The sequence below is a fragment of the Dactylosporangium sp. NPDC051087 genome, from assembly GCF_055586325.1.
The window spans coordinates 72,898-91,047 of sequence record NZ_JBVJIJ010000002.1; the positions used below are offsets into that span (position 1 = coordinate 72,898).

Sequence of the window (18,150 nt, forward strand, 5' to 3'; positions counted from 1 at the left end):
CTGACGTTGAACAGCAGTGTTCAGCGACCGCTAGCTTCTTGGCTTGGATTCTGCCTTAGGCTGACGCGTCCGCATCATGCTCCTGCCGTATAGCTGGAGCCTAGCGTGAACGATTATTTTGGGGGGACGCATGCCCGTTGTCTCGTGCCGGCTCTGTGGTGCCGAGCTCACCGAGACCTTTGTCGACCTTGGTATGTCACCACTCTGCGAGAGCTATGTGCCCGCGGACAAGGTCGACGCACCGGAGACGTTCTACCCACTGCACGTGCGCACCTGCGCAGAGTGCCTGTTGGTGCAGCTCCCGGCCTACGTGGCGGGTGAGGAGATCTTCTCCGACTACCTCTACTTCTCCTCCTATTCATCATCCTGGGTGGAGCACGCCCGGCGGTACTCCGTCGCTATGATCGAGAAGCTCAGCCTAACGGCCGACAGCCTGGTCGCCGAAGTGGCCAGTAATGACGGGTACCTTCTGCAGCATTTTGTGGCCGCGGGTATTCCTGTGGTCGGCGTCGAGCCCGCCGGAAATGTCGCGGCGGTCGCCCGCGAAAAGGGGATCAGGACCGAGGTGTGCTTTCTCGGGCCGGAAACCGGCGAATCGGTCGCGGCACAGTACGGTCGCGCGGATCTGGTTGCGGCAAATAATGTTTATGCCCACATTCCGGACATTATCGGCTTCAGTCAGGGATTGGCGAACTTGGTCAAACCGGACGGATTGGTCACGCTGGAGTTCCCGCACCTGCTCCGCCTGATCGAGCGCCGGCAGTTCGACACGATCTACCACGAGCACTACCAGTACCTGTCCCTGCTCACGGCGTCACGGGCCCTGGCCAAGGGCGGGCTCACCGTCGTCGACGTCGAGGAGTTGGCGACCCACGGCGGGTCGCTGCGCGTACACGCGATGCACACGGAAACCGCGGGCGAGCCCTCGGTGGCCGTCAAGGCCGTCCTCGACGCCGAGGCCACCGCCGGGCTGCACACCTTCGAGGGGCACCAGGGCTTCGCCGACGAGGTGTTCACCATCAAGCGCGACCTGCTCGACTTCCTCATGAAGGCGCGCGCCGAGGGCAAGCGGGTCGTCGGCTACGGCGCCCCCGGCAAGGGCAACACGCTGCTCAACCATTGCGGCATCCGCGAGGACCTGCTGGAGTACACGGTCGACCGGTCGCCGCACAAGCAGGGCATGTTCCTGCCCGGCACGCACATCCCGATCCACGCGCCGGAGCGGATCGCCGCCGACCGGCCCGACTACGTCCTGGTCCTGCCGTGGAACCTGCGCACCGAGATCAGCGCGCAGCTGTCGTACGTGCGTGACTGGGGCGGCAAGCTGGTCTACCCGATCCCGGCACTCGACGTCGAGGAGTAGTTTGTCGTGAAGGTCGTCCTGTTCTGCGGTGGTCTCGGCATGCGGATGCGCGAGGGCACCAGCAACGTCCCCAAGCCGATGGCGATGATCGGTGACCGGCCGCTGCTGTGGCACGTCATGCGCTACTACGCCCACTTCGGACACACCGACTTCGTCCTCGCCCTCGGCTACGGCGCCGCGGTCGTCAAGGACTACTTCCTGCACTACGACGAGACGCTGTCCAACGACTTCACCCTCGTCGGCGGCAACCGTGACGTGCAGCTGTTCTCGACCGACATCACCGACTGGAACATCACGTTCATCGACACCGGGCTCAAGGCCACGATCGGCGAGCGGCTCATGCGCGTGCGCAAGTACGTCGAGGACGAGCCGATGTTCCTGGCCAACTACGCCGACACGCTGACCGACGCGCCGTTGCCGGAGATGGTGGAGCGTTTCCGGTCCTCCGCCGCGGCGGTCAGCATGCTCGCCGTGCCACCGGTCTCCACCCACCACATCCTGGAGATGTCCGACGACGGGGCGGTGTCGCGGGTCCGGGACTTCCGCGACCTGATGACCTGGGAGAACGGCGGCTACTTCATCATGCGGCCGGAGATCTTCGACGTCCTGCGCGACGGCGAGGACATGGTGCCGCACGCCTTCGACCGGCTCATCCCGGACCGCAAGCTCCTCGCCCAGCAGTACGACGGGTTCTGGCGCGCGGTCGACACGTTCAAGGACCGGGCCGAGATGGAGGAGGCCTACAACCACGGCAACTGCCCGTGGATGCTGTGGGACGCCTCCCGCCGCCCGTCCCTGGTCCCCGCGCAGCGCTCGTGATCCAGTTCTCGCTCGCCGGCGTGCGGTCCGTCGTCGCCCTGGGTGCACACCCGGACGACATCGAGATCGCCGCCGGCGGCCTGCTGCTGTCCCTGCCCTCAGGGGTCCGGGTCGACTACGTCCTGGCGACGGGGGTGCCGGCCCGTCAGGAGGAGGCCCGGGCCGCCGCGACGGCGTTCCTGTCGCAGGGCACCGTCGCCTTCCACCTGCACGACCTCCCGGACGGCCGGCTGCCCGCGCACTGGGACGCCACGAAGGAGATCGTCGAGGCCGCGGCCAAGCTCGGCACGCCCGACCTGGTCCTCGCGCCGTCGACCGACGACGCGCACCAGGACCACCGGCTGCTCGGGTCCCTGGCGTCGACCGCCTTCCGGGACTCGCTCGTCATGCACTACGAGATCCCCAAATGGGACGGCGATCTCTCGCGGCGCAACGTGTACGTGCCGCTCACGGTCGACCGGGGCAGGCGCAAGGTGGCGCTGCTGCACGAGCACTTCCCGTCGCAGAAGGCCCGGGACTGGTGGGACGACGAGGTGTTCCTCGGGCTCGCCCGCATCCGCGGCATGGAGTGCCGGTCGCACTACGCCGAGGCGTACACGGTCACCAAGTCCGTGGTGACCTTCTGAGGTTGCTCAGGGCCCGTGCGTGACGGGCTTGCCGCCGTCGAGGAAGACGTTGCTGGCCTCCCAGGTGACGCCTGGGAGGTCCTCGTTGGAGGCGGGCCCGTAGCGGCTGTTCTGCACGAACACGTTGTTGCGGAAGACGACCTTGTTCGCCTTGGTGTCCGGCCGCAGGTTCACCGTGTAGTTGCCGCCGGTGAACAGGTTGTCCTCGACGAGCAGGTCGATCAGGTCCACGGTCTCCGAGCCGAGCTGGAAGCCCGCGTTGAACGGGTCGTTGCGGGCCGGGTTGAACGCCTCGAGGGTGTTGTGCCGCACGACCATGCCGGTGCCGCCGGTCGTCTGCAGGATGTCCTGGTGGTCCTTCTCGTCGGTGAAGACCAGCCCGTGGATCCAGCTGTCCTCGATCACCGCGCCGTCGGAGACCCGGGGGCCCTCGTTGAGGGTGTGCATGTTGACGCGGCGCAGCGTGTACTTGCCGAAGCCGACCCCGAGCCCTTCGCCGTCACCGGTGATCTCGCTGTCCTCGATCAGGAGGCTCGCGTCGGGCACGAGCTCGTCGAACACGCGGATGATCATGCCGCCCTTGTTCTTGCAGTTGATCTTCGACCGCTTGATGGTGACGTTCTTCGCCCTGATCTCGACGCAGTCGGTGAGGATCTTCCCGTCGATGACGGTGTCCGGCTCGGTGATCACGTACTTCCCCGTGTACGGGGTCAGCGTCGTCCCGGCCGGCACGCCCGTGTTGTCGGGGCCGGGCCACGGCTTCGCCGCCCTGACCGGGCCCGGGACCAGGCCGGTGCCGGACGTCGGATGCTTCTTGCCGGACTCGGTGAAGGCGTAGCTCGCCCGGTACGGCTGGTCGTCGACGGTGGAGTCCGTGACCGTCGCCGGTGCGCCCGCGAAATGCTGGAAACCGGTGCCGCAGCCGTGGACCTTGACGTTCGTCGCCGTGTAGCCACCGTTGCCGACGCCGGTCATGTCCTTGCTGCCGCAGAACACCTCGGTGTTCTGCACCACGGTGCCGGTCACGCCGGGGAACACCTTGATCCCGATCGTGCCCTTGTGCCGCACCGTGGTGTTGACCACCTTGACGTTGTTGGCCTTGATGAACAACGCCGTCGTCAGCTGCTGGCCGTCGACGACGGTGCCGTCGGTGCTGATGACGGTGGCCTTCTCGTCCGCGGTGCCGGACTGGCTCTCGGCGCCGCCGCCCGACGTGAGCTGCAGGACCGCGACCGTGCCCGCGGCGAGCACAACCACCGCCGCGCCGCCGATCGCGAGGCGGATGCCGAGCCGGCTCTGCCGGGCCGGTGGAGCGGAGTGGCGCCCGGGGCGGTCTCGTTGCACCTGCTCCGTGCCGCTGCTCACGCCGTTACCTCCGCTGCGCTCCGGCGCCGCCGTGAGCGGAAACTGCAACTCCGGTGAGCGGTCTCGCCGCTTCGCTCCGGACCGCGCACGCTATCTCCCCCTGAACGTGACTAGGCGCACAGACCCGCGGACGATACGTGATTCGTCATCGCGTCCTCAACCTGAGTGTCGGCTTTCCGCGCATCGCGCACAGGGACTTTCGGCAGTTCGCCCCTACTCGGCGGCGACCTTCACCTTTCCTTTGCCGTTCGCCTTGCTCTCCACGGCGGCGGGCGCGGCGGCGGGCGCGGGCTCGGCCTCGCGCCGGGCCGCTTCGAGGATCGCCTCGGCGGCCTGCTCGGCCTCCGCGATGGTCTTCGCGGCCCGGTCGGCGGCCTCGGTGCCGGCCGCGTTCGCCAGCTCCTCGATCTCCGTGGCGCGCCGCTGCGCCACCTCGACCAGCTCCTGGGCCTCCGCGGCCTTGTCCTCGGCCTGCTGCAGCTTGTCGCCGGCCTGCTTGGCCTGCTCCTCGGCCTGCTTCGCCTTGACCTCGGCCCGCGCGGCCTGCTCCTCGGCCTGCTTGGCTTTGTCCTCGGCCTGCCTGGCGCGCTGCTCGGCGGCCGTGGTCTTCTCGCTGAGAGCCTCGGCGTCGGCGGTCTGCTGGCGCAGCTCGGCCAGGCGGGCCTCGGCGGCCGCTACCTGGGTGGTGAGGTCCGTCTCCTGCGACCGCAGCCCGGCCAGCTCCGCGCTCAGCGCCGTCTCGGTCTGGGCGACCTTGCTGGTGAGCGCCGTCTCCTGCTCGCGCAGGTCGGCGAGCCGGGCCTCGGCGTCGGCGGCCTCCTGGATCCGCTCGCGGGCGGCGGCCTCCTGCGTCTGCGCCTCGGCCAGCCGGGACTGCGCCTCGGCGAGCTTCGCCGTGATGGCCTCGAGCTCGGCCTGCTTGGCGTCGCCGGCCTTCGCGGCCGCTTCGGCCTCGGCCTTCGCCTTGGCGATCGCCTCAGCGGTGGCCTTGTTCGCCGCGTCGGCCTTCGCGATCGCCTCGGCCTCCGTCTTCGCGGCGGCCTCGGCCCTCGTCGCGGCCTCGGCCTCCGCCTGGGACGCGGCCTCGGCCCTCGCGGCGGCCACCGCGGTCGCCGCCTCGGTGCGCACCGTGTCGGCCTCGGACTGTGCGCTGGTGCGCAGCGTGTCCGCGTCGGTCTGCGCGCTGGAGCGCAGCGTCTCGGCCTCGGACTGTGCGCTGGTGCGCAGCGTGTCCGCCTCGGACTGGGCGGTGGTGCGCAGTGTGTCGGCCTCGGTGCGAGCCTTGGTGACCGCCTCCGCCGCCTCGGCCTTCGCGGTGGTCACGGCGTCCGCGGCCTCGGCGCGCAGGGCGTCCGCCTCGGTCTGCGCGGCGGAGCGGAGCTCGTCGGCCTCCGCCCGCGCGGTGGCGGTGGCCTCGGTGAGCTCCCGGTCCGTCGTGGCGCGCAGCTCGGCGAGCTCCGCGTCGTGGGCGGCGCGCAGGTCGCGCAGCTCCTGGTCGATGGCGGCGCGGGCGGCGGCGGCCCGCTCCGCGGCCTCGGCGCCGGCCTTCTGCGTCGCCTCGTCGGTGCGCTTCTGGTTGGCCTCGGTCGCGGCGGCGTGCGCCTCGGCGGCCGCGGCCTCGGCCTTCGCGACCGCGGTGTCGGCGATGGCCTTCGCCTGCGCGGCGGCCTGCTCGGTGACGGCGGCCGCGGACTGCTCCGCCTGCGCGGCGACGGCGTCGGCCGTCTCGCGGGCCTGGGCGGTGACGGTCGCGGCGTGCTCCTCGGCCTGCTTGGCGACGGCCGCCGCGGCCTCCTGCGCCTTCGCCGCGACGGTGGCGGCGGTCTCCTGCGCCTGCGCGGTCACGCTGTCGGCCTGCTGCTGCGCCGCCGTGGTGACCGCGGCCGCCTGCTGCTCGGCCTGCGCCGTGAGCGCCGTCGCCTGGGCCTGCGCTTCCGCGGTGACGGTCGCCGCCTGCTGCTCCGCCTGGGTGGTCACGGCGGATGCCTGGGCCTTGGCCTGGGCGGTGACGGTGCCGGCCTGCTCCTGTGCCTGGGCGAGGATCGTTGCGGCCTGCTGCTCGGCCTGGGCGGTGACGGTGGTGGCGTGCTGCTGCGCGGCCTCGGCGTGCTGGTCGGCCTGGGCGCGGACCTGCGTCGAGTGCTGCTCGGCGGCGGCGCGCAGCGCCTGGATCTCCCGCTCCGCCTGGAGCCGGGCCTCGTCGAGCTGGGCGGTGACGGCGGCGGTGATGCGCTGCGCCTCGGCGTGGGCGTGCGCGACGATCCGCTCGGCCTCGGCCCGCGAAGCCGCGGCCCGCTCCTCGATCGCGTGGGTCTCCGCCGCCAGGGCGGCGCGACGCTCCGTAACCGAACGCTCCTCCTCCGCACGGCGGGCGCCGAGGGCGAGCTCGAAGTCCTCGTTGGCCTTGGCGGCCCGGCCGCGGGCGTCGGCGAGCAGCCGCTCGGCCTCGGTGCGCAGCCCGGCGATGTCCTGCACGGCATTGGCGCGGATCGACTCCGCCTGGTCCTCGGCGAGGCCCAGGATCTGCTCGACCCGGGCGCCCAGATGGCGGAACGAGACGTCGCCCACAGGGCCGCGCCGGCGCAGCTCAGCGAGCTCCATCTGCAGGTCCTGCACCTGTGACGCGAGCGCCTGGACCTGACCCCAGACCTCTTCGTTCTCCAGCTTCAGGGCATGGATCTCGTTCTCCGACTGAGTCCAGTACTTGTCGACCTGGCCGCGGTTGTAGCCACGCAGCGCGGTCTCGAAGTCGGGCTCTGAAGAGACGCCGCCCGGGCCGGTGTCGAAGAGGTCGCCGTCTGACATAACACCCATCCTCACACGCAACGTCCCGCCACGCGCAATTACACACCGCGCATGACGGGACGTGCGATCGAACTCCCCGTGAATGATCGAAGAGCGGCCGGATCACCGCGCCCCGCGGACGTCAGGCGGTGACCTTGTCGCCTTCGCCGGACTTGGCCTTCTTGGCGTCGGCCGGGCCGCCCTGCTGCGGGGGCTGGACCGACGGCATGATCCCGGCGAGGCCGGACAGCATCTGACCGAGCTGCGAGGTGACCGCGTCCTTCTGGCGCGTGAGGTCCTCGACCTCGCGACGGGCCCGCTGGGTGGTCTCCTCGGCCTCGGCACGCGCCTCGCTGAGCTGGCGGTGCGCCTCGGCGCGGGCCTCGTTGACCGTCTTCTCGGACAGGTTCTTGGCCTTCTCGAGGGTCTCGGCGGCGCTGCGCTCGGACTCGACCCGGCGCGCCTCGGCCCGCTGCTCGATCTCCTTCGCGCGGTCCTCGGCGGCCCGGGCGCGGCTCTCGGCCTCGTTGACGAGCTTCTGCGTCGCGGCGACCGCGGACTGGTGACGGGCGGACTCGTCGCGCTCCGCCTTCTCCTGCCGCTCGGCCAGCTCCAGTGCCAGGGACTGCAGGTCCTTGTCGCGCTTGTCCCGCGCGTCGGTCAGCAGCTTCGTCGCCTCGGCGCGCTTCTCCTCCGCCTCGCGGGCGGCCTTGGCGCGCAGCTGGGTGATCTCCCGCTCGGCGGTGGCCCGCAGCGTCGCCACCTCGCGCTCGACGGTCGCCTTCAGCTCGGCCACCTCGTGCGCGGTCGCGGTGCGCAGCTGCTTGGTCTCGCGCTCGGCGTCGGCGCGCAGCGTGTCGGCCTCGCGCCGGGCCTGGACCCGGACCTCGGCGGCCTCGCGCTCGGCGGCGGTGCGCAGGTTGCCGGCCTCGCGCTCGGCGGTCGCCTTCATGGCGGCAGCCTCGGCGCGCGCCTTGTCGGTGATCTCGCGAGCCTCGAGCCGCGCGGCGGAGTTGATGCCCTCGGACTCCCGCTTGGCCTCGCCCCGGTGGTCGTTGGCCTGCTCCTCGGCGAGGCGGAGGATCTGCTCGACCCGCGTGCCCAGCCCCGACAGCGTCGGCCGGTTGTTCTCCTCCAGCTGCTTGTTGGTGTCGCTCAGCTTCTGCTCCATCGTGCCGAGCCGCTGCTCGGTCTGACGGATGCGCCGCTGGGACTCCGCGAGACGGCCCTCGGCCTCTTCGCGGGCCTGGTTGGCCTGCTGGAGCTGCGCGTTGATCCGCTGCAGCTTGGCGTCGACCTGGGCACGGTCATAGCCGCGCAGGACAACACTCAGCTCTTCGTGATCCGAGCCGTTCTGAAAGAAGTCAACCGAGGACTGCTGCTGGGGCATTGGCACATACTTGCAGACCACGGGGGGGCTTTCGCAAGGGTGCAACGGCACTCTTCCGAGATGGTCACAAGGTCATCTTCACCCAGGCAGGACACGCCACGTTTTTGTCACGCTTTGTCGGCGTGTCGAGTAGCCGTACGGACAGGTCAAGGTCACCGAACGGTGCGCCGGTCGAGACGATGCCCGGGCCGTCCCCCAGCTCGGATGACACGCCCTCACCAGGCCCGGAACGACAAAACCGCGGCGGGAGGCCACAACGCTGTGGCGCTCCCGTCGCGGAGTCCGGGTGAGGCGGCGGGTTACTGGTTGCGGAACCGGTTGATCGCCGTCTCGTGCTTCGCGCGCAGCTCGGGGTCGCGCACGCCGAGGCCCTCGGCCGGGGCCAGGCAGAGCACGCCGACCTTGCCCTGGTGGGCGTTGCGGTGCACGTCGTGCGCGGCCTGGCCGGTCTGGTCCAGGGCGTAGGAGCGCGACAGCGTCGGGTGGATCCTGCCGAGCGCGATCAGCCGGTTCGCCTCCCACGCCTCGCGGTAGTTGGCGAAGTGGCTGCCGATGATGCGCTTCAGGTTCATCCAGAGGTACCGGTTGTCGTACTGGTGCATGAACCCGGACGTCGAGGCGCACGTGACGATCGTGCCGCCGCGCTTGGCGACGTAGACGCTGGCGCCGAAGGTCTCGCGGCCCGGGTGCTCGAACACGATGTCCGGGTCGTCGCCGCCGGTCAGGGAGCGGATCTCCGCGCCGAACCGGCGCCACTCCGCGGTGTCCTGCGTGTGCTCGTCCTTCCAGAAGGTGTACGACGAGCGGTCGATCACCAGCTCGGCGCCCATGGCCCGGCACAGGTCGGCCTTCTGCGGGCTGGACACGACGCAGACCGGGGTCGCGCCGCCGTTGAGGGCGAACTGGGTGGCGTAGGAGCCGAGGCCGCCCGACGCGCCCCAGATGAGGACGGTGTCGCCCTGCTTCATCTGCGCGCCGTGGTGCGAGACGAGTTGCCGGTAGGCGGTGGAGTTGACCAGCCCCGGGCAGGCCGCCTCCTCCCACGACAGGTGCGCCGGCTTCGGCATGAGCTGGTTGGCCTTGACCAGGGCCAGCTCGGCGAGGCCGCCGAAGTTGGTCTCGAAGCCCCAGATCCGCTGCTGCGGGTCGAGCATCGTGTCGTCGTGCCCGGTCGCGTCCTCCAGCTCGACGCTGAGGCAGTGCGCGACCACCTCGTCGCCGGGCTTCCACTTGCTCACGCCCGGGCCGACCTTCAGCACCACGCCGGCGGCGTCGGAGCCGACCACGTGATACGGCAGGTCGTGCCGCTTCGCGAGGTCGTTGAGCCGTCCGTACCGCTGCAGGAATCCGAACGTCGACACCGGCTCGAAGATCGAGGTCCAGACGGTGTTGTAGTTGACCGCGCTGCCCATGACCGCGATCAGGGCCTCGCCGGGTCCGACCTCGGGGGTCGGGACCTCCTGCACGTGCAGGGACTTGCGGGGGTCCTTGTCGCGGGTGGCGAGGCCGTCGAACATGTCGGTCTCGTCGGCGCGCACGACCACGCCCCGGTACGACGAGGGCACCGGCAGGCCGGCCACGGCGCGCAGTTCGGCCGCCGGGTCCGCGGCACCTTCCGCCTGCATGATCGCGTCGAGGATGTGCTGCACCGATGGCTCCTAACGTCAGGGGTGAAGGCATCAAGGGTGAAACCGTGAAAGGCGGAGTGCCTATGGGGCTCGGCGACACATCTCGATGCCCTGCGCCGGACGTTACTGAACGGTAGCTAAATCAGGAACCGGCCTGTGAAGAAGTCCACTGACCACGTCAGGAGTGGTTGCTCGAAGCTGCGCGAAACGGCTCCACCAGCTCCACGAGTACGCCTCCGGCGTCTTTCGGATGCACGAAGTTGATGCGCGAGTCCGACGTGCCGCGGCGGGGTTCGTCGTACAGCAGCCGGACGCCCCGGGAGCGCAGCTCGGCGCAGGTCGCATCGATGTCGGCCACCGTGTAGGCGAGCTGCTGCATGCCCGGGCCGCTGCGGTCCAGGAACTTCGCGATCGTCGAGGACTCGTTGAGCGGGGCGAGCAACTGCAGGCAGCCGCCGGCGGTGGTCGGCCCGACCGACAGCATGGCCTCCCGCACCCCCTGCTCCTCGTTGGTTTCCTGATGGACGCAGCGCATGCCGAAGACGCGCGCGTAGAACTCGATCGCCGCGTCGAGATCCGCCACGGCGATACCGACGTGATCGATACGGAGAATGCCGACGGGTGAGATATCCAACTGCGGGTCGGAGGACGTCATGGCGATAGTCTGAACCCTAGTAATCGTTCAGTCGCGACGGTGCGATGTGAACCATCTCTCGAAAGGCCTCACGATGACTCAAGCGGTGATCGTCAGCGGCGCCCGCACCCCGATGGGGCGACTGCTCGGCGCGCTCAAGGACTTTCCCGCGACCAGGCTCGGCGGTGTCGCGATCAAGGCGGCGCTCGAGCGTTCGGCAGTGGCGCCCGAGCAGGTGCAGTACGTGATCATGGGCCAGGTGCTGACCGCCGGCGCCGGTCAGATGCCCGCCCGCCAGGCCGCCATCGAGGCCGGCATCCCGATGTCGGTGCCGGCGCTGACCGTCAACAAGGTCTGCCTCTCGGGCCTCGACGCGATCGCCCTCGCCGACCAGCTCATCCGGGCGGGCGAGTTCGACATCGTCGTCGCCGGCGGCATGGAGTCGATGACCAACGCCCCGCACCTGCTGGTCGGGCAGCGCCAGGGGTACAAGTACGGCGACGTCGTCATCAAGGACCACATGGCCCTCGACGGTCTCACCGACGCCTACGACCAGGTGTCGATGGGCGAGTCGACCGAGCGGCACGTGGCGCGGCTCGGCATCACCCGCGAGGCGCAGGACGCGTTCGGCGCGGCCAGCCACCAGAAGGCCGCCGCCGCGCAGAAGGACGGGCGCTTCGCCGACGAGATCGTGCCGGTGGAGATCCCGCAGCGCAAGGGCGACTCGCTGCTGGTCACCGACGACGAGCAGATCCGGCCCGAGACCACGGTCGAGACCCTGGCCAAGCTGCGGCCCGCGTTCAGCAAGGACGGCACGATCACCGCCGCCACCTCCTCGCCGATCTCCGACGGCGCCTGCGCGGTCGTGGTGATGAGCAAGGCGAAGGCGGAGGAGCTCGGGCTGACCTGGCTGGCCGAGATCGGCGCGCACGGCAACGTCGCCGGCCCCGACAACTCGCTGACCAGCCAGCCGTCCAACGCGATCAAGCACGCCCTGCAGAAGGCCGGCCTGACCGCCGACGACCTCGACCTGGTCGAGATCAACGAGGCGTTCGCGGCGGTGGGCGTGCAGTCGACCGCGGACCTGGGCGTCGACCCGGCGATCGTCAACGTCAACGGCGGCGCGATCGCGCTCGGCCACCCGATCGGGATGTCCGGCGCCAGGCTCGCCCTGACGCTCGCGCTGGAGCTGCGCCGCCGCGGCGGCGGCCTCGGTGCGGCGGCCCTGTGCGGCGGCGGCGGCCAGGGCGACGCGCTCCTGCTCCGCGTCCCCAAGCAGTGACCCGGACGCACCAGGCGCCCGCAACAGCGACCACCCGGCACCGCGTGACGCCGGAAACGGCGATCACGCGCCCCGGGCCGGTCAAGACGACGATCACGCGGCGCCACGCACCCGAAACGGCGATCGCGCGGCCCGAGGTGGGCGAAACGGTGATCACCCGGAGCTCGGCGGCGCTGGAAACGGCGCTCTCGCGGCCTCGCGCGGTCGACGCGGCGATCACACGGCGGCAGGCAATCGAAACGGCGATCACCCGGCCAGAGGTGGTCGAAGCCGCGATCACGCGGCGGCAGGTGGTCGGGGCGACGATCGCACGGGGCCCGGCGGCGCCGGAGACGGCGGCCGGCCGGGACCGCGCGGCGCCCGGGGCGTCGGACCCCGTGCGGCGCGGAGCGCCTGGAGCGGCGATCATCCAGTACATGCGGAACATCAGCGACGAGAGCAAGGAACGGCGACCGTGAGCGTCCGGCGGTCCCGGGACGTCCCGGAGCTGGTCGCGAAGGCGAGGGAGGGCGACCCTCGCGCCGTCGCGCGGCTGGTGTCGCTGGTTGAGGACGGCGACGAGGTGCTGCCGCAGGTCGCGGCGGCCCTGGCCCCGTACGCCGGCGACGCCCACGTGATCGGGCTGACCGGCTCGCCCGGCGTCGGCAAGTCGACCACCACCAACGAGCTGGTCCGCGCGTTCCGCAAGCAGGACCGGCGGGTCGGGGTGCTCGCGGTCGACCCGTCCAGCCCGTTCACCGGCGGGGCGATCCTCGGCGACCGGGTCCGGATGCAGGACCACGCCACCGACCCGGGCGTCTACATCCGCTCCATGTCCAGCCGGGGGCACCTCGGCGGGCTGTCGGCGGCGACCCCGCAGGCGGTACGGGTCCTCGACGGCGCCGGCTGCGACCCCGTCGTCGTGGAGACCGTCGGCGTCGGGCAGGCCGAGGTCGAGATCGCCGGCCTCGCCGACACGACGCTCGTGCTGCTCGCGCCCGGCATGGGCGACTCGATCCAGGCGGCCAAGGCCGGGGTGCTGGAGATCGCCGACATCTTCGTCGTGAACAAGGCGGACCGCGACGGCGCCGACGCCACGTACCGCGACATCCAGGGCATGATCGGGCTCGGCGAGCGGGCGCCCGGCCAGTGGCGGCCCAAGGTGCTGCGCTGCGCCGCGGTCAAGAACGAGGGCATCGACGAGATCGTGGCGACGATCGCGGAGCACCGGGCGCACCTGCAGGACACGGGCGAGCTGCGCCGCCGCCGCGAGAAGCGGGCCGCGGCCGAGATCGAGGCGATCGCGCTGGGCACGCTGCGTGGCCGGATGGAAGCCCTGCGGGACGGCGCCGTGCTGGCCGGTCTGGCCCGGAAAGTAGCGGACGGTGACCTGGATCCGCACTCCGCGGCGGCCGAGCTGGTGACCATGACCGAAAAGCGGAACGACCGCTAAGGTCTGCGGGTCAACCTTCAGCTCGACCAGCACAGGGGGCACATCTTGACGGCCTGGACCGTCATGCTGCGTGGCATCAGATACCGGGCCGGCCGGTCGTTCGTGGTCTTCGTCCTCGCCGTGACGGCGACCACGGCGGCCGTGCTCGCACCCGCGTACAGCCGTGCCGCGCAGCAGTCCGTGCTCACCGACGGCCTGTCCGCCGCGTCCACCGACGCGACCGGGCTGACCGCCGGGGCAAAGGGCACCGCAGACAGCGCCGCGTTCATGGACCTCGCCGAGATCCGGCTGGCCATGAACACCGCGCTCGCCAAGGACCAGCTGCTCGCCGACCGGCTCGACCTGCCGGTCGCGGCCATCGACACCGAGGTCACCTTCGGTGACGTGGGCGCCAAGCTCGCGTACCGCGACAACGCCTGCTACCACCTGGGCATCGACGGCGACTGCCCGGACGGACCGGGCCAGATCGCGATCAGCAGGCGCACCGCCGCGGCCCGTGACCTGAGGACCGGGGACCGGCTCACCGTCCACCTCGGGCCGGCGACCGGCGGGCACGACAAGACGTTCACGATCAGCGGCCTGTACACGCCGACCGACGCCGACGCCGCGTACTGGGGCCGCACGTCCTACTTCAACGCCAGCGACAGCACGGCCGACGCGCTGTTCACGATGACCGAGGACGACCTGCGCCAGGAGCGCACCGCCACCCTCGCGACCCGCCTGGAGTACCCGCTGCGCGCCGACCGGGTCAGGCTCGACGACGTCGCCGGGCTCCGCGACGGCATCCAGACCCTGGGTGACCGCCTGCGCGGCCAGGAGCTGGAGGTCACCACCACCCTCCCGGCGGTGCTGCGCGACATCGACACCGACCGGGCCAGCATCGGCCGGACCGCGCCGGTCATCGCCGTGCCGCTGCTGCTGCTGTGCTGGTTCGTGCTGTTCCTGCTCGTCGCGTCGCTGACCGAGGAGCGGGCACCGGAGATCGCGCTGGCGAAGCTGCGCGGCTACCCGGCCGGTCGGGCCGGCAGGTTCGGCCTCGGCGAGGTGCTGCTGCTGACCGTGGCCGCCACGCCCGCCGGGATCGCCGCCGGGCTGCTGCTCGTGCAGCTGGCCGCGGGCGCGCTGCTCGCCGACGGGGTCCGGGTCGAGGTGCGCTGGCCGGTCTTCGCCGCCGCGGGTGTCGCCCTCGCCGCCGGGGTCGCCGCCACCGTGCTCGCCGGCCGGCAGACCCTGGCCCGGCCGGTCCTCGGCCTGCTGCGCCGCGTCCCCGAGCGCGGCGGCCTGCGGGCCGGGGTCGCCGACGGCGTCGTCGTGGCGCTCGCCGCGGCCAGCCTCGCCGCCGCCGTCAGCGACCGCGGCTCGCCCCTGGCGCTGCTCGCGCCGCCGCTGATCGCGCTCGTCGTCGGCGTCGCCGCGGCGCGGCTGCTCAGCCTGTGGTCGCACGCGCGGCTGCGCATCGCCCGCCGGCGCGGCAGGATCGTGCCGCTGCTGTCCGCCGCGCAGCTGTCCCGCCGCCCCGGCGGCGGGCGGCTCGTCGTCGTGGTCACCGTCGCGGTGGCGCTGCTGACCTTCGCCGCGACCGCGTGGGACGCCGCGGCGCAGGCCCGCCGTGACACCGCCGACGACACCGTCGGCGCGCAGCGGGTCCTCACCGTCGCGGCCGACCACCCGTCCGCCCTGCAGGCGGCCGTCGACAAGGCCGACCCGGGCGGGCACGCCATGGCCGTCGTCCGGGCCAGCCAGCGCTTCGACAACGCCCCCGTCGAGCTGCTCGGGGTCCAGTCGGGCCGGCTCGCGGACGTCGCGGTGTGGCGCGGGCACTCCCGGGCCGACGTCGGCGCGCTCGCCGCCCGGCTGCACCCGGACGTCGCCGCGCCGCTGCGGCTCGGCAAGGACGTCGCCGCCGAGATCACCGTCGACGCGCTGCCGGCCCGCCCGGCGCTGCGGGTCGCGGCGATCGTCGCCGCGCCGGGCCAGCCGCCCCGCACGGTCGCGCTCGGCGGGCTGGCGAAGGGGACGAGGACCTACCACGCCACCCTCACCGGCTGCGCCGCCGGCTGCCGGCTCGTCGGCCTCGCCATCGGGCGGGCCGCCGGCGGCGGCGAACCCTTCGCCGTCAGCGTCGCCGTCCGCGCGCTGAGCAGCGACGGCGGGGCCCTCACGCCCGGCTTCGACCTGGCCGGCCGCTGGCGGGCCAGGCAGGACACGGTCAGCGTCCGGTCGGGTGCGGCGCTGGGCGTCACCGTCGAGAGCGGCGACCCGGCCGACGCCGTCGTCGAGCACATCGACACGCCCGACGCGTTGCCCGCGGTCCTCGCCGGCGGCGCGCCCACCGACGACGCGGCCGCGGCGACGTTCAAGCTGCCCGGGTTCTCCGAGCAGCCGCAGCCGTTCACGGTCGCGGCGCACGCCGGCAGCCTGCCCAGGGCCGGCCGGCGCGGGGTGCTGTTCGACCTCGACTACGCCACCCGGATGGCCGAGCGCGGCGCGAGCCTCGCCGACAACGCCTCCCTGCGCTACGAGGTGTGGGCCTCCGCCGCCGCGCCCGCCGACCTCGACCGGCGGCTCGCCGAGGCCGGGGTGCAGGTGCTGCGGACCGAGACCATCGACGGGCGGCTGGCGCAGCTCGCCCGCCGCGCGCCGGCCCTCGGCCTGTGGCTCTACCTGCTCGCCGGCGGCGCCGCGATCCTCCTCGCGATCGGGGTCGTGCTGCTCACCGCGTACGTCGGGGTCCGCGCCCGCCTCTACGAGCTCGCCGCGCTGCGGGTCGCCGGGGTCCGGGCCGGGCAGCTGCGCAGGGCGGTGTTCCGGGAGTACCGGGCGCTGCTCGGCGTCCCGCTCGTCGTCGGCCTCGCCGCCGGGCTGCTCGGCGCGATGGTGATGCTGCCGGGCATCCCGCTGGTCACCGTCGGGGTCGCCACGCCGATCGCCTGGCGTCTCACCATGGGCGCCCTGCCGGTGGCGGTCGCGGCCGCCGTCGTCGGTCTGGCGGCGGCGGTACTGATGGTGCTCCGCCTCCTCGGCCGGGCCACCCCGGAGCGGCTGCGGGACGGTGCCTCGTGAGCGGGCCGGAGCGCAGCGGAGGGCTGCTCACCATGAGCTCAGTGCTTGGCTCAGGCCGGCGCCGGAGCGCAGCGGAGGTAACGGTGTGAGCGGGCCGGAGCGCAGCGGAGGTGACGGTGTGAGCGGGCCGGAGCGCAGCGGAGTGGCTGCTCACCATGGATGCGGTATTGGCTCAGGCCGGCGCCGGAGCGCAGCGGAGGTGACGGCGTGAGCGGGCTCGCGGTGACGTGCCGGGGGCTCGTCTACATCTACCGCCTGGAGGGCTACGACGTCGTCGCCCTGTCCGGGGTCGACCTCGACATCTCCGCGGGCGAGTCGGTCGCCCTGCTCGGCCCGTCCGGGTCCGGCAAGTCGACCCTCCTGTCGCTGCTCGCCGGCCTCCTGCCACCGTCGGCGGGCCGGGTCAGCGTCGGCGAGCACGACCTCGCCAGGGCCACGCCCGCCGAGCTGCAGCAGCTGCGGGCGACCGACGTCGGCGTCGTGCTGCAGGGCGCGTCGCGCAACCTGCTGCCGTACCTGACGGCCGAGCAGAACATCCGCTTCGCCCAGCGCGGCGTCCCCGGCGACCGGCGCCGGCAGCTGCCAGACCCGCGCGAGGTGCTCGCGACGGTCGGCCTGAGCGGGCGGGGACGCAACCGGCAGCGGCCGCAGCGACTCTCTCCTGGTGAGCGTCAACGGTTGGCGCTCGCCGTCGGGCTGGCCGCCCGCCCGGGACTGCTGCTCGCCGACGAGCCGACCAGCCAGCTCGACACCCACGCCCGCGACGAGGTGCTCCTCGCCCTGGACGCGGTGCGCCGGGCCGGCACGACGGTGGTCGTCGTGACGCACGACCCGGACGTCGGCCGGCGGATGGGCCGCACCGTCACCATCCGGGACGGGCGGGTCGGCGCCGAAGGCCGTCGCGGGGAGGACTACGCGGTGGTCGGCCGCGACGGTACGGTGCACCTGCCGCAGGAGGTGCTGCGCATGCTGCCGCCCGGTTCGCTGGTCGGCGTCGAGCCGCAGCCCGACGGCACGGTGCTGCTCGTGCCCGCCCGGTCTCACACGTTGTTGGAGGACATGCAGTGAAGACGTTGACGGTCGACGGTGTCACGGTGGCGTACGAGCGCGACCATCCCGTGCTGCGCGACGTCTCGGTGGTCGTGTCCCCGGGGCAGATCCTCGCCGTCACCGGTCCGTCCGGTGCCGGGAAGACGACCCTGCTGTGGGCGATGGCGGGCCTGCTGAGGCCGGCGGCCGGCACCGTGGCGGTCGACAGCACGCCGCTGCGCGACCGCGACCACGCCGTGGCCGAGAAGGTCGTGCTGATCCCGCAGGACAACGGGCTCGCCGCGATCCTCACCGCGCAGGAGAACATCCAGGTCGCGATGATCGCCGGCGGCGCGGCCCCGGCCGACGCCCGGCGGGCGACCGTGTCGTCGCTGGAGCGCCTCGGCCTCGGCGGCCAGGCGGACCAGCTCGTCGAGGAGCTCTCCGGCGGCCAGCAGCAGCGCACCGCGATCGCCCGGGGCCTGGCCCTGCACGGCGCCGTGGTGCTCGCCGACGAGGTGACCAGCGAGCTGGACTCGACCAACCGGCAGAAGGTCATGGAGATCCTGCAGGAGGAGGCCCGCCGGGGCGCGGCGGTCGTCTTCGCCACCCACGACCCGGAGGCCGCGGCCGCCTGCGACCGCGAGCTGCACCTCTCCGACGGGGTCGCCCAACTGGTCCGTTAGGACCTGCCCGGGGGTGGCCGGGCGCGAGTACGCTCGCGCTCGGCCACTG

General features: G+C 72.3%; 14 protein-coding genes. 9 read left to right on the top strand and 5 right to left on the bottom strand.

The window, feature by feature from the left end; all coding sequences use genetic code 11:
- Nucleotides 1-130 precede the first annotated feature (130 nt).
- From ACZ6TV_RS03835 to ACZ6TV_RS03845, 3 genes are read left to right on the top strand one after another with little or no spacing between them, the layout of a single operon-like run.
- Nucleotides 131-1,363: a methyltransferase domain-containing protein gene (locus ACZ6TV_RS03835; protein ID WP_465295067.1), complete on the top strand. Its 1,233-nt coding sequence runs from the start codon at nt 131-133 to the stop codon at nt 1,361-1,363.
- A gap of 6 nt (nt 1,364-1,369) precedes the next feature.
- Entirely contained in the window at nt 1,370-2,182 is an 813-nt protein-coding gene (locus tag ACZ6TV_RS03840) for a glycosyltransferase family protein (RefSeq protein WP_465295069.1), read from the top strand.
- On the top strand, nt 2,179-2,808 hold the full coding sequence (locus tag ACZ6TV_RS03845; RefSeq protein WP_465295071.1) for a PIG-L deacetylase family protein: 630 nt from the start codon (nt 2,179-2,181) through the stop codon (nt 2,806-2,808). The genes ACZ6TV_RS03840 and ACZ6TV_RS03845 overlap by 4 nt, the downstream gene beginning before the upstream one ends.
- A 6-nt stretch (nt 2,809-2,814) precedes the next feature.
- On the opposite strand, the gene ACZ6TV_RS03850 is transcribed toward ACZ6TV_RS03845, so the two are convergent.
- From ACZ6TV_RS03850 to mce, 5 genes are all read right to left on the bottom strand, one after another.
- Nucleotides 2,815-4,173 carry a hypothetical protein gene (locus ACZ6TV_RS03850; protein ID WP_465295073.1) on the bottom strand — a complete coding sequence of 453 codons (1,359 nt, stop codon included), beginning with the start codon at nt 4,171-4,173 and terminating at the stop codon, nt 2,815-2,817.
- A 213-nt stretch (nt 4,174-4,386) separates the two neighbouring features.
- A complete protein-coding gene (locus ACZ6TV_RS03855; RefSeq protein ID WP_465295075.1) occupies nt 4,387-6,978 on the bottom strand; it encodes a hypothetical protein in 2,592 nt (863 codons plus the stop codon).
- 121 nt (nt 6,979-7,099) lie between these two features.
- Nucleotides 7,100-8,347 carry a coiled-coil domain-containing protein gene (locus ACZ6TV_RS03860; RefSeq protein ID WP_465295077.1) on the bottom strand — a complete coding sequence of 416 codons (1,248 nt, stop codon included), beginning with the start codon at nt 8,345-8,347 and terminating at the stop codon, nt 7,100-7,102.
- A gap of 299 nt (nt 8,348-8,646) precedes the next feature.
- Nucleotides 8,647-9,996: a crotonyl-CoA carboxylase/reductase gene (ccrA, locus tag ACZ6TV_RS03865; protein WP_465295079.1), complete on the bottom strand. Its 1,350-nt coding sequence runs from the start codon at nt 9,994-9,996 to the stop codon at nt 8,647-8,649.
- Nucleotides 9,997-10,153: 157 nt separating this feature from the next.
- Entirely contained in the window at nt 10,154-10,630 is a 477-nt protein-coding gene (mce, locus tag ACZ6TV_RS03870) for a methylmalonyl-CoA epimerase (protein WP_465295081.1), read from the bottom strand.
- Between the two features lie 73 nt (nt 10,631-10,703).
- Between mce and ACZ6TV_RS03875 the strand changes: the two genes are divergently transcribed.
- From ACZ6TV_RS03875 to ACZ6TV_RS03900, 6 genes are all read left to right on the top strand, one after another.
- Complete coding sequence (locus tag ACZ6TV_RS03875; protein WP_465295083.1) at nt 10,704-11,891, top strand: acetyl-CoA C-acetyltransferase; 1,188 nt, start codon at nt 10,704-10,706, stop codon at nt 11,889-11,891.
- A 44-nt stretch (nt 11,892-11,935) separates the two neighbouring features.
- The gene (locus ACZ6TV_RS03880) at nt 11,936-12,349 is read left to right on the top strand and encodes a hypothetical protein (protein ID WP_465295085.1); all 414 of its coding nucleotides are present in this window, start codon (nt 11,936-11,938) and stop codon (nt 12,347-12,349) included.
- On the top strand, nt 12,346-13,323 hold the full coding sequence (gene meaB / locus ACZ6TV_RS03885) for a methylmalonyl Co-A mutase-associated GTPase MeaB (RefSeq protein WP_465295087.1): 978 nt from the start codon (nt 12,346-12,348) through the stop codon (nt 13,321-13,323). Before ACZ6TV_RS03880 ends, meaB begins: the two co-directional genes overlap by 4 nt.
- A gap of 45 nt (nt 13,324-13,368) precedes the next feature.
- Entirely contained in the window at nt 13,369-16,386 is a 3,018-nt protein-coding gene (locus ACZ6TV_RS03890; RefSeq protein ID WP_465295089.1) for an ABC transporter permease, read from the top strand.
- 207 nt (nt 16,387-16,593) lie between these two features.
- Nucleotides 16,594-17,454: an ABC transporter ATP-binding protein gene (locus ACZ6TV_RS03895; RefSeq protein ID WP_465295091.1), complete on the top strand. Its 861-nt coding sequence runs from the start codon at nt 16,594-16,596 to the stop codon at nt 17,452-17,454.
- Complete coding sequence (locus tag ACZ6TV_RS03900; RefSeq protein WP_465295093.1) at nt 17,451-18,101, top strand: ATP-binding cassette domain-containing protein; 651 nt, start codon at nt 17,451-17,453, stop codon at nt 18,099-18,101. Before ACZ6TV_RS03895 ends, ACZ6TV_RS03900 begins: the two co-directional genes overlap by 4 nt.
- The last annotated feature ends 49 nt before the right edge of the window (nt 18,102-18,150 follow it).

Excerpts from the sequence above, each read along its gene's own strand:
- ACZ6TV_RS03835 (WP_465295067.1), top strand. The coding sequence starts at position 131 with ATGCCCGTTGTCTCGTGCCGGCTCTGTGGTGCCGAGCTCACCGAGACC.
- ACZ6TV_RS03855 (WP_465295075.1), bottom strand. The coding sequence starts at position 6,978 with ATGTCAGACGGCGACCTCTTCGACACCGGCCCGGGCGGCGTCTCTTCA.
- ACZ6TV_RS03860 (WP_465295077.1), bottom strand. The coding sequence starts at position 8,347 with ATGCCCCAGCAGCAGTCCTCGGTTGACTTCTTTCAGAACGGCTCGGAT.
- mce (WP_465295081.1), bottom strand. The coding sequence starts at position 10,630 with ATGACGTCCTCCGACCCGCAGTTGGATATCTCACCCGTCGGCATTCTC.
- ACZ6TV_RS03875 (WP_465295083.1), top strand. The coding sequence starts at position 10,704 with ATGACTCAAGCGGTGATCGTCAGCGGCGCCCGCACCCCGATGGGGCGA.